Source organism: Corallococcus silvisoli, from assembly GCF_009909145.1.
Taxonomy (GTDB): Bacteria; Myxococcota; Myxococcia; order Myxococcales; family Myxococcaceae; genus Corallococcus; species Corallococcus silvisoli.
Map to the genome: position 1 here is coordinate 103,943 of NZ_JAAAPJ010000017.1, position 14,445 is coordinate 118,387.

General features: G+C 69.9%; 12 protein-coding genes. 1 reads left to right on the forward strand and 11 read right to left on the reverse strand.

Annotation, left to right across the window (positions count from 1 at the left end):
* Positions 1–26 precede the first annotated feature (26 nt).
* The 11 genes from GTY96_RS29070 to GTY96_RS29120 all read right to left on the reverse strand — a co-directional run bounded on the left by GTY96_RS29070 (position 27) and on the right by GTY96_RS29120 (position 13,345).
* Positions 27–1,469, reverse strand: a complete 1,443-nt coding sequence (locus GTY96_RS29070) for a tetratricopeptide repeat protein (RefSeq protein ID WP_143909040.1) — start codon at positions 1,467–1,469, stop codon at positions 27–29.
* Positions 1,466–5,119: a tetratricopeptide repeat protein gene (locus GTY96_RS29075; RefSeq protein WP_161666443.1), complete on the reverse strand. Its 3,654-nt coding sequence runs from the start codon at positions 5,117–5,119 to the stop codon at positions 1,466–1,468. The genes GTY96_RS29070 and GTY96_RS29075 overlap by 4 nt, the downstream gene beginning before the upstream one ends.
* Positions 5,120–5,384: 265 nt before the next feature.
* Positions 5,385–6,923 (reverse strand): tetratricopeptide repeat protein, encoded by a 1,539-nt coding sequence (locus GTY96_RS29080; RefSeq protein WP_143909036.1) that lies wholly within the window; start codon positions 6,921–6,923, stop codon positions 5,385–5,387.
* A gap of 2 nt (positions 6,924–6,925) precedes the next feature.
* A complete protein-coding gene (locus GTY96_RS29085; protein WP_161666444.1) occupies positions 6,926–8,146 on the reverse strand; it encodes an outer membrane beta-barrel domain-containing protein in 1,221 nt (406 codons plus the stop codon).
* A gap of 8 nt (positions 8,147–8,154) precedes the next feature.
* Positions 8,155–8,973, reverse strand: a complete 819-nt coding sequence (locus tag GTY96_RS29090) for an outer membrane beta-barrel domain-containing protein (RefSeq protein ID WP_161666445.1) — start codon at positions 8,971–8,973, stop codon at positions 8,155–8,157.
* A gap of 325 nt (positions 8,974–9,298) precedes the next feature.
* A complete protein-coding gene (rplC, locus tag GTY96_RS29095) occupies positions 9,299–9,967 on the reverse strand; it encodes a 50S ribosomal protein L3 (protein WP_143909030.1) in 669 nt (222 codons plus the stop codon).
* A 143-nt stretch (positions 9,968–10,110) separates the two neighbouring features.
* Positions 10,111–10,881, reverse strand: coding sequence for a hypothetical protein (locus GTY96_RS29100; RefSeq protein WP_143909028.1), 771 nt, complete (start codon positions 10,879–10,881; stop codon positions 10,111–10,113).
* A 71-nt stretch (positions 10,882–10,952) separates the two neighbouring features.
* Entirely contained in the window at positions 10,953–11,423 is a 471-nt protein-coding gene (locus GTY96_RS29105) for a hypothetical protein (RefSeq protein WP_143909026.1), read from the reverse strand.
* Between the two features lie 55 nt (positions 11,424–11,478).
* Complete coding sequence (locus tag GTY96_RS29110) at positions 11,479–12,567, reverse strand: HupE/UreJ family protein (RefSeq protein WP_235685948.1); 1,089 nt, start codon at positions 12,565–12,567, stop codon at positions 11,479–11,481.
* Between the two features lie 53 nt (positions 12,568–12,620).
* The gene (locus tag GTY96_RS29115; protein WP_255443003.1) at positions 12,621–13,190 is read right to left on the reverse strand and encodes a hypothetical protein; all 570 of its coding nucleotides are present in this window, start codon (positions 13,188–13,190) and stop codon (positions 12,621–12,623) included.
* Entirely contained in the window at positions 13,187–13,345 is a 159-nt protein-coding gene (locus tag GTY96_RS29120) for a lmo0937 family membrane protein (RefSeq protein WP_143909024.1), read from the reverse strand. Before GTY96_RS29120 ends, GTY96_RS29115 begins: the two co-directional genes overlap by 4 nt.
* A gap of 291 nt (positions 13,346–13,636) precedes the next feature.
* Between GTY96_RS29120 and GTY96_RS29125 the strand changes: the two genes are divergently transcribed.
* Positions 13,637–14,374: a lytic transglycosylase domain-containing protein gene (locus tag GTY96_RS29125; protein ID WP_143909022.1), complete on the forward strand. Its 738-nt coding sequence runs from the start codon at positions 13,637–13,639 to the stop codon at positions 14,372–14,374.
* The last annotated feature ends 71 nt before the right edge of the window (positions 14,375–14,445 follow it).

A 14,445-nucleotide genomic window follows, 5' to 3' on the forward strand; every position in this document is an offset into this window, starting at 1 on the left:
TCCCAGCCAGGGCGACTGTTGTTTCTTCAGGGCGTTGGAGCAGCCGGGGGCGCCGCCTGTTCGCTGTTCGACGGATGGGGAGCGGCCGCCTCGGCGCCGTCCGCTGGCGCCTGCTCGGGCGCGCTGGTGTCCTGGGGCAGCTGGTTCATCACGGACGAGCCCGCGCCCCCGGTGGCGGCGGCGTCCTTCTTGGGCTCGCCCTCCGCGCCCGCCGTGGCCGCGGGGGCCGCGGGCGGGTTCTTCAGCATGTTCTGCAGGCCCTGCACCTTGGCGGTGATGAGCTGCTTGTCCTGCGCCGACGTGGCGGACAGCTCCTTGCAGCGGTCGAGGAACGCGATGGCCTTCTCGAAGCCCGAGCGGTCCGCCGAGTACGCCCAGCCCGCGCCGCACACCGCCTCCGGCCGGTCCGCGGAGCGCGCGAGCACCTTCTCGAACGCCTCGCCCGCGGCCACGCCCTTCTTCGGATCCACCCCCTTCTGGCCGTCCAGCGCATAGGCCAGATACAGCTGGCCCTCCAGTCCGTCGGGCTCCAGGGCCAGGGCCTTGGTGAAGGCCCGCTCGGCGCCCGCGTAGTCGCGGTAGCTCAGCGCCAGCGCGCCCAGGTTGAGGTGCCCGGGGGCGAACGCGTCATCCAGCGACACGGCCTTCTGGAACTGGGCGAGCGCGCGCGGGCGGTCCTCCATCTTCAGGTAGATCATCCCCAGCGTGTTGGAGATGGCCGGGTCGTCCTGCGCGACCTTGCGGGCGTTGACGATGAGCAGCTCCGCCAGGCGGTACTGCCCCCGGTCGTACGCCACCAGCGCCAGCGTCTTGTACGCCTCCGGGTTGTCCTTGCTGCGCGCGAGCACGCGCCGGCCGGTGGCCTCCGCCTCGTCCAGCTTCCCCGAGAGCCGGTACGTCGCGGCCAGCGCGTTGAGCACGGGCTCGTCGTGTTCGTGGCCGGGCGCCTGGAGCGCCTTGGAGTAGAGCGCGATGGCTTCGTCCAACTGCCCCTCGTGCCGGTGCATCAGGCCCAGGTTCATCACCGACGGAGTGTGGGCGGGGTCCAGGAAGAGGACCTTCTCGTACGCCGCGCGGGCGTCCGCCGGGCGGCCCTGCTTCTCCGCGATGACGCCCAGGTTGAACTGCGCGTTGAGCGCCTTGGGCTCCTTCGACACGACCCCCTCGAAGCCCTTGCGAGCGGTGTCCAGGTCGCCGGCCTCGTAGGCCTTCAGCGCCTCCGCGAACAGCGCGTTGGCGTCCCCCTTGTCCGCCAGCGGAGGCACGGGCGCGGTGGGCACCACGGCGGCGGGCTTCTCCACCGCGTTCATCGCGACAGGAACGGGCTTGGGGCCCGTGGCGCACGCGGTGGTGAAGGCGAAGGCGAAGGCCCCCGCCAGGAACATGCCTCTGGTGCGAAACCCGTTCATCCCCGTCGTCCCCGTCCCCTCGAACTGGCTGCGAATGTCGCCGCGGTGGTTCGTCTTCACGGCCGCCCCCCCTCGAGCAGCGCGGTGGGTTCGGACGTCGAGCCCTCCGCCCCTTCCCGCGCCGCGGCCGGCGCCTGGCCCGCCGGGGTGGCCGGCGTCTGGGGCTTCGGCTCCGCGGAGGCGCTGATGGGGCCGTTGAGGTCCTTCAGCACGCCAGCGGCGACGCGCGAATCACTGCTGCCCCGGTACGTCACCGGCTTCACCTGGGCGTAGACGCCCGGGCGGAAGCGGTTGAGCTGGTCCTGCGCGGCCAGCGTCCACTCGCTGTAGATGCCCAGCTCGTAGGCCTTCTGGAGGCCCTTCTCCAGCGCCTCGCTGGACTTGTCCTCCAGCGGCAGCGCCAGCGTCTCCAGCTCGCCGCGATACATGCTGAGCTGATCATCATCCAGGCCGGAGGGATCCGGCGAGTCCATGATGTTGCGAGCGAAGTCCGCGTACGCCAGGCCGATGCGGGTGAGCGCCGCGATGCCCCACTCGCCGGACCCCGTCGCGAGCACCGCCGCGTATTCCTTCTCCACGCGCTGCATCTCCCGCTGCTTGGCCGTCAGGTCGCGGCGGATGGTGGAGACGCGCGTGAACTTGATGTCCGAGAAGCGCTTCCACGTGGGCTCCAGCGCCAGGAAGCGCGCGTGGCCGTACGCGTTGAGCACCGCGGGGTCCTTGCGGACGCCCTCCGCCAGCTTGGTCCAGCCGCGCAACAGCTCGTCCTGCGCCTTCTCCTGGCCGCGCACGTCCCGCAGCTTCTGGTACGCCAGCAGCTCGTGGTACCGGGCCAGGTACGGCTGACCCGCGGCGGTGCGTGAATCCCGGCCGTAGTCCTCCACGAAGCGGCTGAAGGCGCGGGCCGCGTCGCCCCACTTCTTCTCCTTCTCCCACACGAGGCCCATGGAGAAGGCCACCTGCGGCACGTCCTTGCGGTCCTTGAAGCGCGCCAGGTAGGTGTTCCACGCGGTGACGGCCTTCTGGGACTCGCCCAGGCCGTCGTACCAGACGCCCGCGTTGAAGAGGGCGTCCGCCACCCACGCGCCCGCCGAGTCCACCTGCGCCTTGCGCTCGGCGGCCCGCTGCTCGCGCTTGGAGTCCGCGTCCTCCGCGGCCCCCGGCGTGTCCTTCTTCGCCACCGCGCCCGCCTTGGGCTTCTTCTCCGAGGCGCGCTTCGACGAGGCCTCGCGGGCCTTCATCGCATCGTCGTAGGCGGCCACGAAGGAATCGGACATGGCCGCGGCCTTCTTGAACTCGGCGACCTTCTCGTAGAGGCCGGACAGCGTGTAGCGCGTCTGCAGCTCGAAGTTGCTGTTCGGGTACTCCTTGAGGACGCGCTCGCCGGCGGTGATGCCCTTGTCCACCTCTCCCGCCTCCTGCGCGATGACCATCGCGTAGGTGAGCGCGCGGTCCGCGTTCTCCGACTTGGGGAACTCCGTCACGAAGGAGAGGAACGCCTCGGCGGCCTTCGCCGGGTTCTTCTCCTGCTTGTAGACGACCTCATCCACGTACTTGTACTGGCTGCCCTCCACCACGCGGGCCACGCGCTGGGCGAAGTCGGAGCCGGGCTTGGACAGCTTCTTGTTGCCCAGGAACTTGCGCGACAGCGTGTTGAGCTCCTGCCACTCCTCGCGGCTCTCCAGCACGTACATCGTCAGGTCCGCGGCGTCGCGCGAGCGGCGCTCCTCCGGGAACTTCTCGATGATCTCCCCGAAGCGGTGGGCCGCGTCCACGAAGTGCGCGCGGTCGTAGAGGATGACGGCCGCCTGATAGCGCAGGTCGATCTCATCCTGGTTGCCCGGGTAGAGGGAGTTGTACGTGTCGCACGCGGCGACCAGCCGGTCCTCGAACTTCGTGAGCGGCTGCTCCTCCTGCTCCTTGGCGTCGCGCTTGACGAGCTTCTGCTTGGCGACGTCGCCCTTGTCCTTCTTCTCGTCGACCTTCTGGCCGTCCTTCAGGTCGCTCTTGGAGAGCTGGCCGCGCTCGATCTTGACGAGCTTGTCGTAGGCGAGCACCGCGTTGTACGCGGCGGACTTGCGGTAGGCCTCGTTGGAGACCTCGCGCGCGGAGTCGCGGTCCGGGATCTTGAAGGCCACGACGGCGTCGTACTCGGCCGCGGCGGCCTGCCACTCCTCCAGGGCCCAGAGGATCTCCGCGTAGAAGAAGCGGATGTTGAAGGCGGAGTCCGCGACGAACTCCGGGTTGTCGCTGGACGCGAACGCGTCCACGTACTGCTTGTAGATGTCGCGCGCGAGCCGGTAGGTCTCCACCTGGCGCGTCTTCTGCGCCTCCTGGTGGTACTCCGTGACCATCACGCGCATCGCCTCTTCGGTGACGCTGAAGGCGTTGCGCAGCACGCCCGCGTTGCCCGCGTTGGTGGTCCACCACTCGCCGCCCGGGCGGTAGAGGTCCACCATCCGCTTCATCTCCTTGCGGACCTGCTGGCGCTGACGCAGGCCTTCATAGGCGCGCACCACCGCCTGCTGGTACTCCGGCGCGTTCGTGCCCATGGGCGCGTCGTCGATGAGGGTGCGGTACACCAGGATGGCGCTGTCGAAGTGGCCCGCGTCCACCAGGCCCGCGGCCGTCTTCGCGAGCAGCCGGCCCTGGCGCTTCGGCGGGGCCTTCTGCTTGAAGTAGGCGAGCGCCTCCTTGGGCTGATCCAACTGGACGTAGAAGACCGTCAGGTCGTTGAGCGCCTCGGTGCGCAGGTCGCCCAGCTCCTCGCCGCGCTGGCCCGCGTAGTCCACCACCTCGTGCAGCTTCTTGAGGCCCGCGTCCAGGTCGCCCGCGTTGAAGTCACACCAGGACAGCTTGTAGGTCGCGTAGGCGTAGATCTTCGGCACGCCCGAGTCGCGCGCCTTCTCGTAGTTGACCTTCGCGGGGGCCAGCTTGTTGTTCTCGAAGTAGTGGTTGCCCAGCTGGATGTACGCGTCCGGGACGAACTGCGACTTGGGGAAGTCGCGGATCAGCTCCTCGTAGCGCGCCACCGCGTCCTCGCGGCGGTTGAGCTCGTAGAGGTTGTAGCCCAGCGAGAAGAGCACCTCGTCGCGGGCCGGGTACTGCGGATAGTCGCGGAGGATGTCCTCGTAGATGCGCATCGTCTCCGCGCGGTAGCGCTCGGACTCGCGGTGGTCCTGCTCCGGCGCGGAGGCCTTGTCGCCGCGCGCCACCGCCGCGTCATAGGCCTTCTCCGCCGCGAGGAACTTCTCCATCTCCAACTGGTAGAGGTACTTGGACTTCTCCCAGTAGAGCTCCGACAGGCGGTACTGCATCTCCGCCCGCTGCGTGGAGGTCTCCTGGAGCTTGGGGATGAGGCGCTTGAAGCCTTCGATGGCCTCGTCGCGCTTCTTGTCCGCGAGCGCTTCGCGCTTGGAGTCCGCGATGCGCGGCACATCCGCGAACTTGGCCGTGGCGGGCTTCACCCGCGCCGGGCCCTTGCGCATGTCCTGGGGCGCGACGCCGGGTGGCAGCTCCGCCTTCTTGGCGTCCGCCTTGTCCTTCTGGGTGGCGGCCTCGCCCTTCTTGCTCCCGGCCTTCGCCGTCGAAGAGGACTTCTTCGTCGCCGCCTTGCGCGGCGGAGCTGTCGGCTCCGCCGCCTCCCCCACCCCACCGGCCGCGAGCGCGACGCCCACCGCCAGTGCACCGAACCGAAGAACCACCTTCATGCGAGCTCCTGGAGAACCGCGCCTCGCCAACCCTGGGCAAACTTCTGCCCAACCGGGGAGGGACGACGGAAAGTAGACGCGGGTACCCAGATTGAGAAGTGGCCCGGAACATGCCTTGTGCCCCGGCGTACGCCATCACGCGGGGGCACCTTCCAGGACTCAACACGCTGAAAAAAGGCCCCATCCTCCGCGACCTGCGTCACGGGGAAGGGGCCTCGGGGGTACTGCCTGGGGAGGCCGGGTGCACCCGGCTCCCACCTCGTCGCTACTTCTCCTGACGGGCGGGGCAGCCGCGCTTGAGCGTGTACTGGTAGTAGCCGATCTCGTCGATCCAGAACTCGCCCTGGAAGCGCCAGTAGTTCCACGACGCGCCCGGCATCTTCGGACGGTAGAGCGACTGCCGCGAGAGCAGCGCCTTCTGGTCCACGCCCGCGGAGAAGAGGTCCTTCTCATCGAGCGCCGTCTGGACGCGGATGATCTCCGCCTGGTCGGAGAACGTGCGGAGGTTGTCCGCGGCCTCCTGGATGCGGTTCTTCGCGAGCGTGCCGCCCACCTGCAGCAGGGTGCCGCGCACGTCCTCCAGCGACGCCACGGTCTGCGCGGCGAACGGGGTGCCACGCCACGGCCCTTCGCTGATGGCGCGCTTCTCCTCGTCCACGCGGGTGAGGGTCCGCATCACCTCCCGGATGCGCTCGTTGTTGCGGATCCACAGGTACACCGCGCGCGGCAGGCGGCGGTTCTCCGACGCCACCAGGTTGAAGGCCTGCACGGGCGGCAGGTCGTCTCCGGTGAAGGGCTCCAGCTGCTTGGCCATGGGGCCGTAGCGCTCGTCGAACGCGGCGAGCGTCGTCTTCACCTCGTCGTAGAGGCACGAGTAGTAATAGACGGTGGACTTGAGGATCCACGACTCCGGCTGGAAGGCGCCCTCGAACTGGGGCGCGTGCAGCGCCTGGAGGCTGCCCAGCGCGCCGCCGAAGTCCTCGTTCTGGAAGCGGGCGAAGCCGTTCTCGAACAACGCCTGATCCCAGAAGCGCGCGTAGCGGGGCACGCCTTCGTACGCCTTCACCGCGTCCGCGTACTCGCCCCGACGGTAGTGCACGCGCCCCAGGCCCAGGAGCGCCAGCTCGCGCGTCTCCCGCAGGTCCACCTGCGGCTCCTTCGTGGAGAGCACGGCCTGGAACGCGGCGAGGGCCTCCTGGTCCAGCGCCTCCCCTTCCCCGGGACGGCCCGGGAAGCGCGGATCCGCGAGCACGATGCCCAGCAGGTAGCGGGCCTTGGCGTAGACGCGGCTGTCGGGAGGCACGGCCTCCAGCAGCGCGCGCGCCTCCTCGAAGCGCATGCGTCGCTGGCTGGCGGTGCCCACCAGGTAGTTGATGCGCGCGAGCACCTCCTTGGGCAGCGTGACCCACTGGTCTCGCACCTCGTCGGAGTAGGCCTGGTTGAGGATGCTGGGGATGAGGTTCTGCTCATCCAGCCGCTGCTGCATGTCCACCAGCCCCTCGATGGCCTTGAGGTACGAGGGGTGCTTGGGGCCGGCGTTGACGATGGCCGCGTAGGAGATGAAGGCCGCGACGGGCAGGTCCTTCTTCGCGAAGGTCTGCGCCAGGTAGTACTCGGCCTTGCCCTTCAGGTCCGTGTCCGCCCCCTCGGCGAGCTGCGCGAAGAGGGGGGCGGCGGTGTCGAACTGGCCCGCGTTGAACGCGGACAGCGCGCGGTTGTAGGCGCCCACGTCCTGCTGGGCGAAGGCGGCGGCGGGCAGGCAGAGGGGCCCGAGGACGACAAGGAGTCGAAGCAGTCGGGACATGGTTAGAAGAGCACCGAGAAGCCAGCATAGAAGCTGACGTTGTTGAGGACGTCCGACGAAGGCTCGGCGACGAGGTCCCTCCCGAGGATGATGTCCTCGCGGTAGTTCTTCTTCGTCTTCGGGTCCACGCCATCGAACTTCGCCACCTTGCAGCTGCCGCTCAGCGCCAGGCCGTCGAAGGGCTGGTTGGCGGCGCGCGCGGCCTCCAGCGCCTCGAAGTCCGACAGGTTGCACCCGTCCACCTTGTCCACGCGCGCGGTGTAGATGAGGTCGCGCACCTCCAGGCGGATGGCGTAGGACTTGCCGAACTGCACGCGGAAGCCGCCGCCCACCTCTCCCAGGAACTTGTTGCCGGTGTCGCCGAAGCGCGCGGGCACCTGGTACGTCGTGCCGTCCACCTCGTTGGCGACCGCCGGGCGGATGAGGTGGCGCGTCTTGCCAATGCCCGCGCCACCGCTCAGCACCACGCTGAACTGCGCCAGCGAGTTGTTGAAGAAGGCGAACTTGCCGTAGAGCGGCGTGACCTCCACGCCCGCGTGCGCGCCCCACTGGAGCAGCAGCGATGACGCGGCCTGGGCCTGCTCGCGCACCTTGTCGATGAGCTCCAGGTTGAAGCCACTCTCGTCGGAGTACCAGTTGTACTGGCCCCCCACCTGGAGGGCGAAGTTCTCCTGCAGGTGGTAGACGTAGTGGAGCGCGGTGCCCACGTGGTTGGTGAACTTGCCGTTCACCTGCACCACGGCGGGGTACAGCGCCAGCTCGTGCTTGCCCTCGTCCGCGAAGCGCTTCTTCTGGACGATGTGGACGTTGACGTTCGGGTTGTAGAGCGGCGCGCCATTCACCAGCCGCTGCTGCTGCGCGTCCGTGGTGCGCGGAGCCTCATCGGTGTCCAGCACCGGCGCATCCGCGGGCGCGGTGCCGGACGTGGGGCCGCTGGCGGCCGGAGCCTGGGGCCGGGGAGAGGGCGTGCCGTCCGCGTCATCCTCGTCGGTGACGGGGGCGGCGCGCGCCGGAGCCTGGGTGGATTCCGGTGCCGACTGGGGCACCGCGGGCGCCTCGCGCTGGGTGCGCGCGCGCTCCGGAGGTTCCGCGGGTGACGGAGAGGCCGGCGCGGTCGCATCCGGGCCCGGAGCCGCCGGCGGCTGCGCTGGGGCCGCGCCTTGCGCGAACGCAAGGGCAGGCACCGCGGCGACGAGGAGCGCGATGGAACGGAAGGGTCGCATAGGGAGGGTCAGAAGGAGTAGGTGTAGCCAAGGTCGAACTGCACCAGGTGCGTGAGGCCCGGGCTGCTCGCGGGTTCACCGGTGGGCCTTCCGGCCTCCCAGTCGTCACGCAGGAGGTTCACGCGGTAGCTGTCCTTGAAGATCCAGTCGCGCAGCTCCAGCCGGATGCCGTGGTGCTCCTGGATGAAGAAGCGGAAGCCCAGCGCGGCGGACACCAACGGCGCCACGCGCGACTCCTTCACCCAGAAGTTCTCCGTCGCGCTGCCCCGGTCGTCCACGGACGTGCGGTTGTCACAGACGCCCGCGGCCCGATCCACCACCTGGGTGCACTGGATGACGGACTGGCGCTTCAGGTTGCCAAAGCCACCGCCCGCCCAGAGGTACGTCTGGAAGTGCACCGGGATGTCCGCGACGAGGCTGATCTTCCCGTAGATGGGAGCCCACCGCACGCCAGCGACGCCGTGCAGGTTCATCTGCCAGAGGTCTTCCAGCTCGTCCGTGACGCGCTTGTCCTCGCGGTCCAGGAAGGACTCGGAGATGGAGCGCGCCAGGCCCGTGTGGCGGCTGGCCGCGTAGCCCGCGCGGACCTCCAGCGCGAACGTGTCGAACAGGTTGTAGGCCAGCCCCAGGTCGAAGAAGTAGTGCGCCGTCAGGTGCGTCTGCACCGGCAGGCCCACGGACAGGGACAGCTCCGGGTGGCCCGCGGGCGTGTAGAGCCGGTTGCGGACGACCGCCGAATCCAGGACGCCGTCTTCCTGGGCGGCGGCGCCGAGCGCCGTCAGCGAGAGGCTCAGCGCGGCGAAGACGCGAAGCGTGCGTGCTTTCATATCTCCTGCCCGGCCCGGGGGTGGGCCGTTGGGTGATCCGGTCGCGTCCCGTCAACCGCGACGGCGAGGCACCGGCGTAGGAGAGCCATGTGAGCACGGCGCCCCTTCGCCGCAAGCGGATCCCAGCGACAGTCGGTAAAGTTTTCGCCCTTTGCCGCCAGGGCGACCAGCACTCAACGTTTCCACGGGGATGCGGGGCCTCCCGCGGGGCCCGCGCACGCGCGACGCACTGGAAACGACGAACGCCCCGCCCGGAACCCGAGGGTGCCGGAAGCGGGGCGTCAGCGGGGCGCGGTGAAGCGCCCCGGCGTCAGCTGCGGAAGGACTAGCGCGCGGCCTTGTGCTGCGCGCGCATGGCCACCTTGATGCTGGGGCGCACGATGACGATGCCGTCGTTGTGGCCGGCCACCGCGCCCTTCACGAGCACCAGGCCCTTCTCCACGTCCACGTCCACCACGGTCAGGTTCTGCGTGGTGACGCGGTCGACGCCGTAGTGACCCGGCATCTTCTTGTTCGGGTACGTACGGCCCGGCGTCTTACGCTGACCGATGGCGCCCGGGTGACGCTGGTACTCGTGCGTACCGTGCGTCTTGGTCTGCGAACCCTTGAAGCTCCAGCGGCGCATGACGCCGGAGAAGCCGCGACCCTTGGTCACGCCGGTGACATCCACCAGCTCGCCCTTGGAGAACAGGTCCGCCTTGATGGCGTCGCCCACGTTGAAACCGGCGGCCTCCTCGGCCGTGACCCGGAACTCACGCAGGTGGCGGCGCGGCGTGGCGCTGGCCTTCTTGAAGAAGCCGAGCTGCGGCTTGTTCAGGACCTTCTCGCGAACCTCGCCGAAGCCCACGGTCACCGCGGAGTACTGATCCTTCTCCGGGGTGCGCTTGCCGACCACCAGACAGGTGTTGACGTCGATGACCGTCACCGGAACGAGGTTGCCCTCGTCGTTGAACACCTGGGTCATGCCGATCTTCTTGCCAATCAGACCCTTCACGTCGTCCTCACAGCGAGCGCCCGTGGCGCCGAAAGCCCAATGAAATCAATGAACTGGCCTACACGCGTCCCCGCGGCCGCCAGGAAGCGGCGCAAGATAGCAAACACGCCCCTCACGTCAAGCACCAAGGGTGAGCGGCCTCTTTACTGCGCGACGTCCAGCCGCTTGTAGAAAGGCTCCAGCTGCCTCTCCGCGATGCGCTGGGCATACACCTCTTCGCCGAGGAGGAACAGGGCTTGATCCAGATAATCTTCCGCGCCCTTGATCTCCTCCTCCTTGGCCGCGATGGACTGATCCAGCTCCGCCATGCGGGTGTCGTGCCCGCTCTTCTGCTCCTCGGCGGCGTCCTCCAGCTCGATCAGGCGCTTGTGCGCCAGGATGCCGGCGGCGCCGGGCTGGCCGGGGGTGGGCGTGAGGGCGGTGGCCAGCTGGGCCTCCCAGTCCTCCACCTCGCGGGCCAGGCGCATCTGGGCGATGCGGTTCTTCTTGAGGTTCTGCTTGGCGGCGTCCAGCTTCGCGGGGTCCTGGGTGGTCATCTCCAGGTCCGCGAGCTTCACCTCCAGCTTCTTCAGGCCCACGATGGCGTAGCGCAGGTCGGCGCGGCGGGTGGCCAGCGTCTTGCGCAGGCCCTTCACCTTGCCCTCCACCGCCGTCACGGCCCGCTGGAAGCGGCCGGTGATCTCCTTCTGGGCCGCGCAGTCGTCCTCGTGTTGCGCCAGGAAGTCCTGGTACGCCACGTCCTCGTCGTTCATCTCCGCTTCCAGCGCCGCCAGTTCGTCCCGGCGCGCCTCCAGCACCTCTTCGGCGCGGTAGACGCGTTCCATGGAGCGGGGGCAGTTCGGCTTGCCCGGGAGGACGTCCCGGGCCAGGTCGCCGAGCTGGAAGATGAGATCGTTGTAGCTCTCCTTCGCCATGGGCGGATTCATACGCCCAAGACGCCGGGACTGTCACCGGCCGAGCGCGTCCCGCGCGCCCGGCCCCGTTTTCAGGAGTCCGCGGGGGCCGCCACCACCTGGGATTCCCGCCGCACCGCCGCCAGGGCCCCCTCCGCCAGGGCGAGCAGCTCCCGGGCGCGGTCCTGCTCCTCGGTCCGGTTGAGCTCGCACACCCACGCGGACGACAGGTCCGCGTGCTGGCGCGCCATCTCCGCGGTCGTCTCATAGCGAGCGGCCGACGCACGGGCGAAGGCCCCCTCGCGGCGCAGCTCCAGCACCGTGTCCGGATCCAGGTCGATCTCCTCCGGAGGCACCGGCAGCGGGCCCCGCCCCAGCGCCGCCAGGCGGGCCAGCAGCCGCGACGCATGGGCTCGGCAGAACGCGGCCAGCACCATCAGCCGTGCCCGAACCCGTGCGTCGGTCATGCGCTCCGCCAACCCCGTCATGCGCCGGGCCGACACCACTTCCGCCTCCCACGCGGCGGCCAGTGCGGCGGCCAGCCGTGTATGCCTCGCACCCATCAGCGTCCCTCCCCCACCCTCGTCAGACGCAAGCTAGGAACGCAGGAGGGGTAATTCAACCGACCGCGCGAGCAACCATCCAATAAAGCCCGACTCCCGCGAGGCACATGGATGACAGGCCCACCACCCTCGAGTGCAGCCGGGGCCTCCGCTGGAGGATGCGCAGCACCGGCACCAGCAGGGCCACCACCGCGGCCTGCCCCATCTCCACGCCCAGGTTGAAGCCGGCCAGGGCGGGCACCACCGCGTCGCCCAGCCCGTAGCCGCCGAGCACGCTCGCGAAGCCCAGCCCATGGACCAGGCCGAACAGGAAGGTGGTCCCCGCGCGGTGCGCGTGCCGGCGCAAGAGCAGGTTCTCCAGCGCCACATAGAGGATGGACGCGGCGATCGCGGCCTCGGCCCACCGCGTGCCGCGCGCGGACAGCGTGAAGACGCCCAGCGCCGTGAGCCCCAGCGTCAGCGAGTGCGCCAGCGTGAACGACGTCACCAGCACCAGGATGCGCCGGAACGAGCCGCCCACCAGCAGCACCGCCAGGAGGAACAGCAGGTGATCCACACCTCCCAGGATGTGGCGGACGCCCTCGCCCACCCAACCGGCGAAGCCCTCCGCCGCCCCGCCCGCGCCCTCCATGTCCAGCGTGGGATGCTCCCGATCCGCGAAGTCCGCGCCCGCGAACCCGCCTTCGGCTCCACCGCCCGCGCGGATCAGCCGGTAGCCCGGAGGCAGCGCGTCCAGCACGCCGAACGTCTGACGGAGGCGTCCCGGCGGGCAGGTGAACTCCGCGGCGAGCACCGCCGTGCCGTTGGCGTCATCCCATGCCACCTCCGAGGACTGGAGCACGCAGGGCGCCCCGTCCGCGGACAGCGGGAGCCGGCTCCAGATCCGTGCCTCCACCTCCGGGCGCGGGGCCTGGAGCACGGCGGACGGCGCACGGTCCACGTCCGGGCGGGCGGGCGGAAGGCCGGGCAGCAGCAGGCGCAGCGTGTCCGGCGTCAGGGTGAGCGTCTCCCGAACGCGCTCCGGGGACGCGGCCTCGCGGGCGACCCGCGCGGAGAGGAGATCGTCGGCATGGGCGGACGCGGCGCCCGGCCCCAGCAGGACCAGGGCCATGAACACCACCCGGACGGCGGGGGCCAGCTTCATCGCGCGCGGCAGCCTGCCCTCCGCGCGCCCCCCCGTCCACCTCCGGGTGCGGGCTACTCGTTCACGAACTCCAGGCGCACCTGACGCCGGCCCGAAAGCCCGCCGTGGTGCGCGCCGCAGCGCGGACAGATGAGGGGCGCGTCCCAGTCCCACGACGCCTGCACCTCCTCACCGCAGCAGACCAGGGGGAGCGTGCGCAGCACCTCCTCGTCCGGAGGCAGCGGCCGGGGCAGCGGCTCCGGCGCCACCGACACGAAGGTGGGCCGCGGGTTCTGCGACAGCGTGCGCTGCACGTACGCCAGCTGCTCGTACCGCACGTGGTTCGCCCACGCGCGCGCCATCTGCTCCACGTGCGCGGATTGATCCGGCGTGAGCCACGCGTCCGGGAGCGCGCGGTGGCCGCAGTACAGGCAGTGCCACGCGGGCAGCTCCTCCGCGGTGTACGCCTCGTGCAGGTTCTCGAAGGGGAAGTAGCCTGCCAGCAGCCGCTGCAGCATCCCCGCGTCGTGGCGGCTGGGCCGCGTCTTGAAGGCGCGCTGGCAGCGGGGACACTCGCGCCGCACGAAGCCCGCCTTGTCTCGCGGCAACTCCAGCCACGCCATGTCCAGCTCCGGCGGGTTCACGCCAGCCCCCGCCTGCGCCCCAGCGACGCGACGCCCAGCACGAACGCGATGAGCGAGAACACCAGCAGCAGGTGCACCCAGTGCCCCTCCGTCGAGCCGGTGATCAGCCCCATCCCCCACAACACCAGCAAGATGATGCCCATGGTCCAGTACACGCCACGCCTCCCGCCACACAGGGCCCATGAATCAGACCGGGCGCAAGCTAGGAACGAGGAGGCCCCTCGGCAACAGGTGGCGCTTTCTGCAGGGTCAGGTTGGGCAACAAACTTCCCAGCCCGGGCATTTTTTCCGGACACCGGGAGACGCGCCGCGCCCCGTTTCAGACCCTCTCTTAAGGATCCGTGAGGCAGCGGGCGGACGCAACGTACGCTGGCACGTTGCCTGCTTAGCCTCTGGGTGTGGGCGAGTCAGCGGGCGCGGGCGGCGGGGCGCCAGGGGAGGGCGAGATGCGGGGTTGGACGGTGGCGATGGCGGCGGCGGCGGTGTTGGTGGGGACGGGTGCCGGGGCCTTTCCGGTGCAGGTGCTGGCGGGTGCGCGGGGCGAGGCGCCGGACGTGACGGCCCTGAGGGAGGAGCTGGCGCGCAAGGACGCGCAGCTCAAGGCGGCGCTGGCCCGACTGCAGGTGTACGAAGACGAGGCCGACTACCTCCGCGCGGAGCAGCTGGGTGTGGCCGAGGCCGTGCGCGCCTCCGGGCTCCCCGAGCGGCAGCAGCGGCGGCTGGCGGTCTCCATCGTCCGTGAAGCGGAGCGCAACAACCTGGATCCGCTGCTGGTGGTGGCGCTGATCCGCTGCGAATCCTCGTTCAACAACTACGCGGTGTCCGGCGTGGGCGCCATGGGCCTCATGCAGGTGATGCCCGACACGGGCAAGTACCTGGCGGACAAGGCGGGCTACCAGCTGGGCCGCCACACCAACCTGTTCGACTTCGAGACCAACGTGAACCTGGGCACCGCCTACCTGGCGGACCTGATCGGCCGCTTCGGCTCCGTCGAGGGCGCGCTCGTCGCCTACAACGCGGGCCCCGGGCTGGCCAAGCGCATCCTGGCCAAGAAGGCGAACCGGGTGAAGTTCATGGCCGGCTACCCCGCCAAGGTCGTGAAGGAGTTCCGCAAGCTGAAGGCCCAGCAGGAGCACGCGGTGAGCCTGCGTGCCGAGCAGCCGACGAACGACCGCAAGGGTTGACCGCTGCGTGACACGCGCTTCGCCCGCTCGACAACACTCGAGCGGAAGTTGCGCGCCTGCCACTGCCCCCT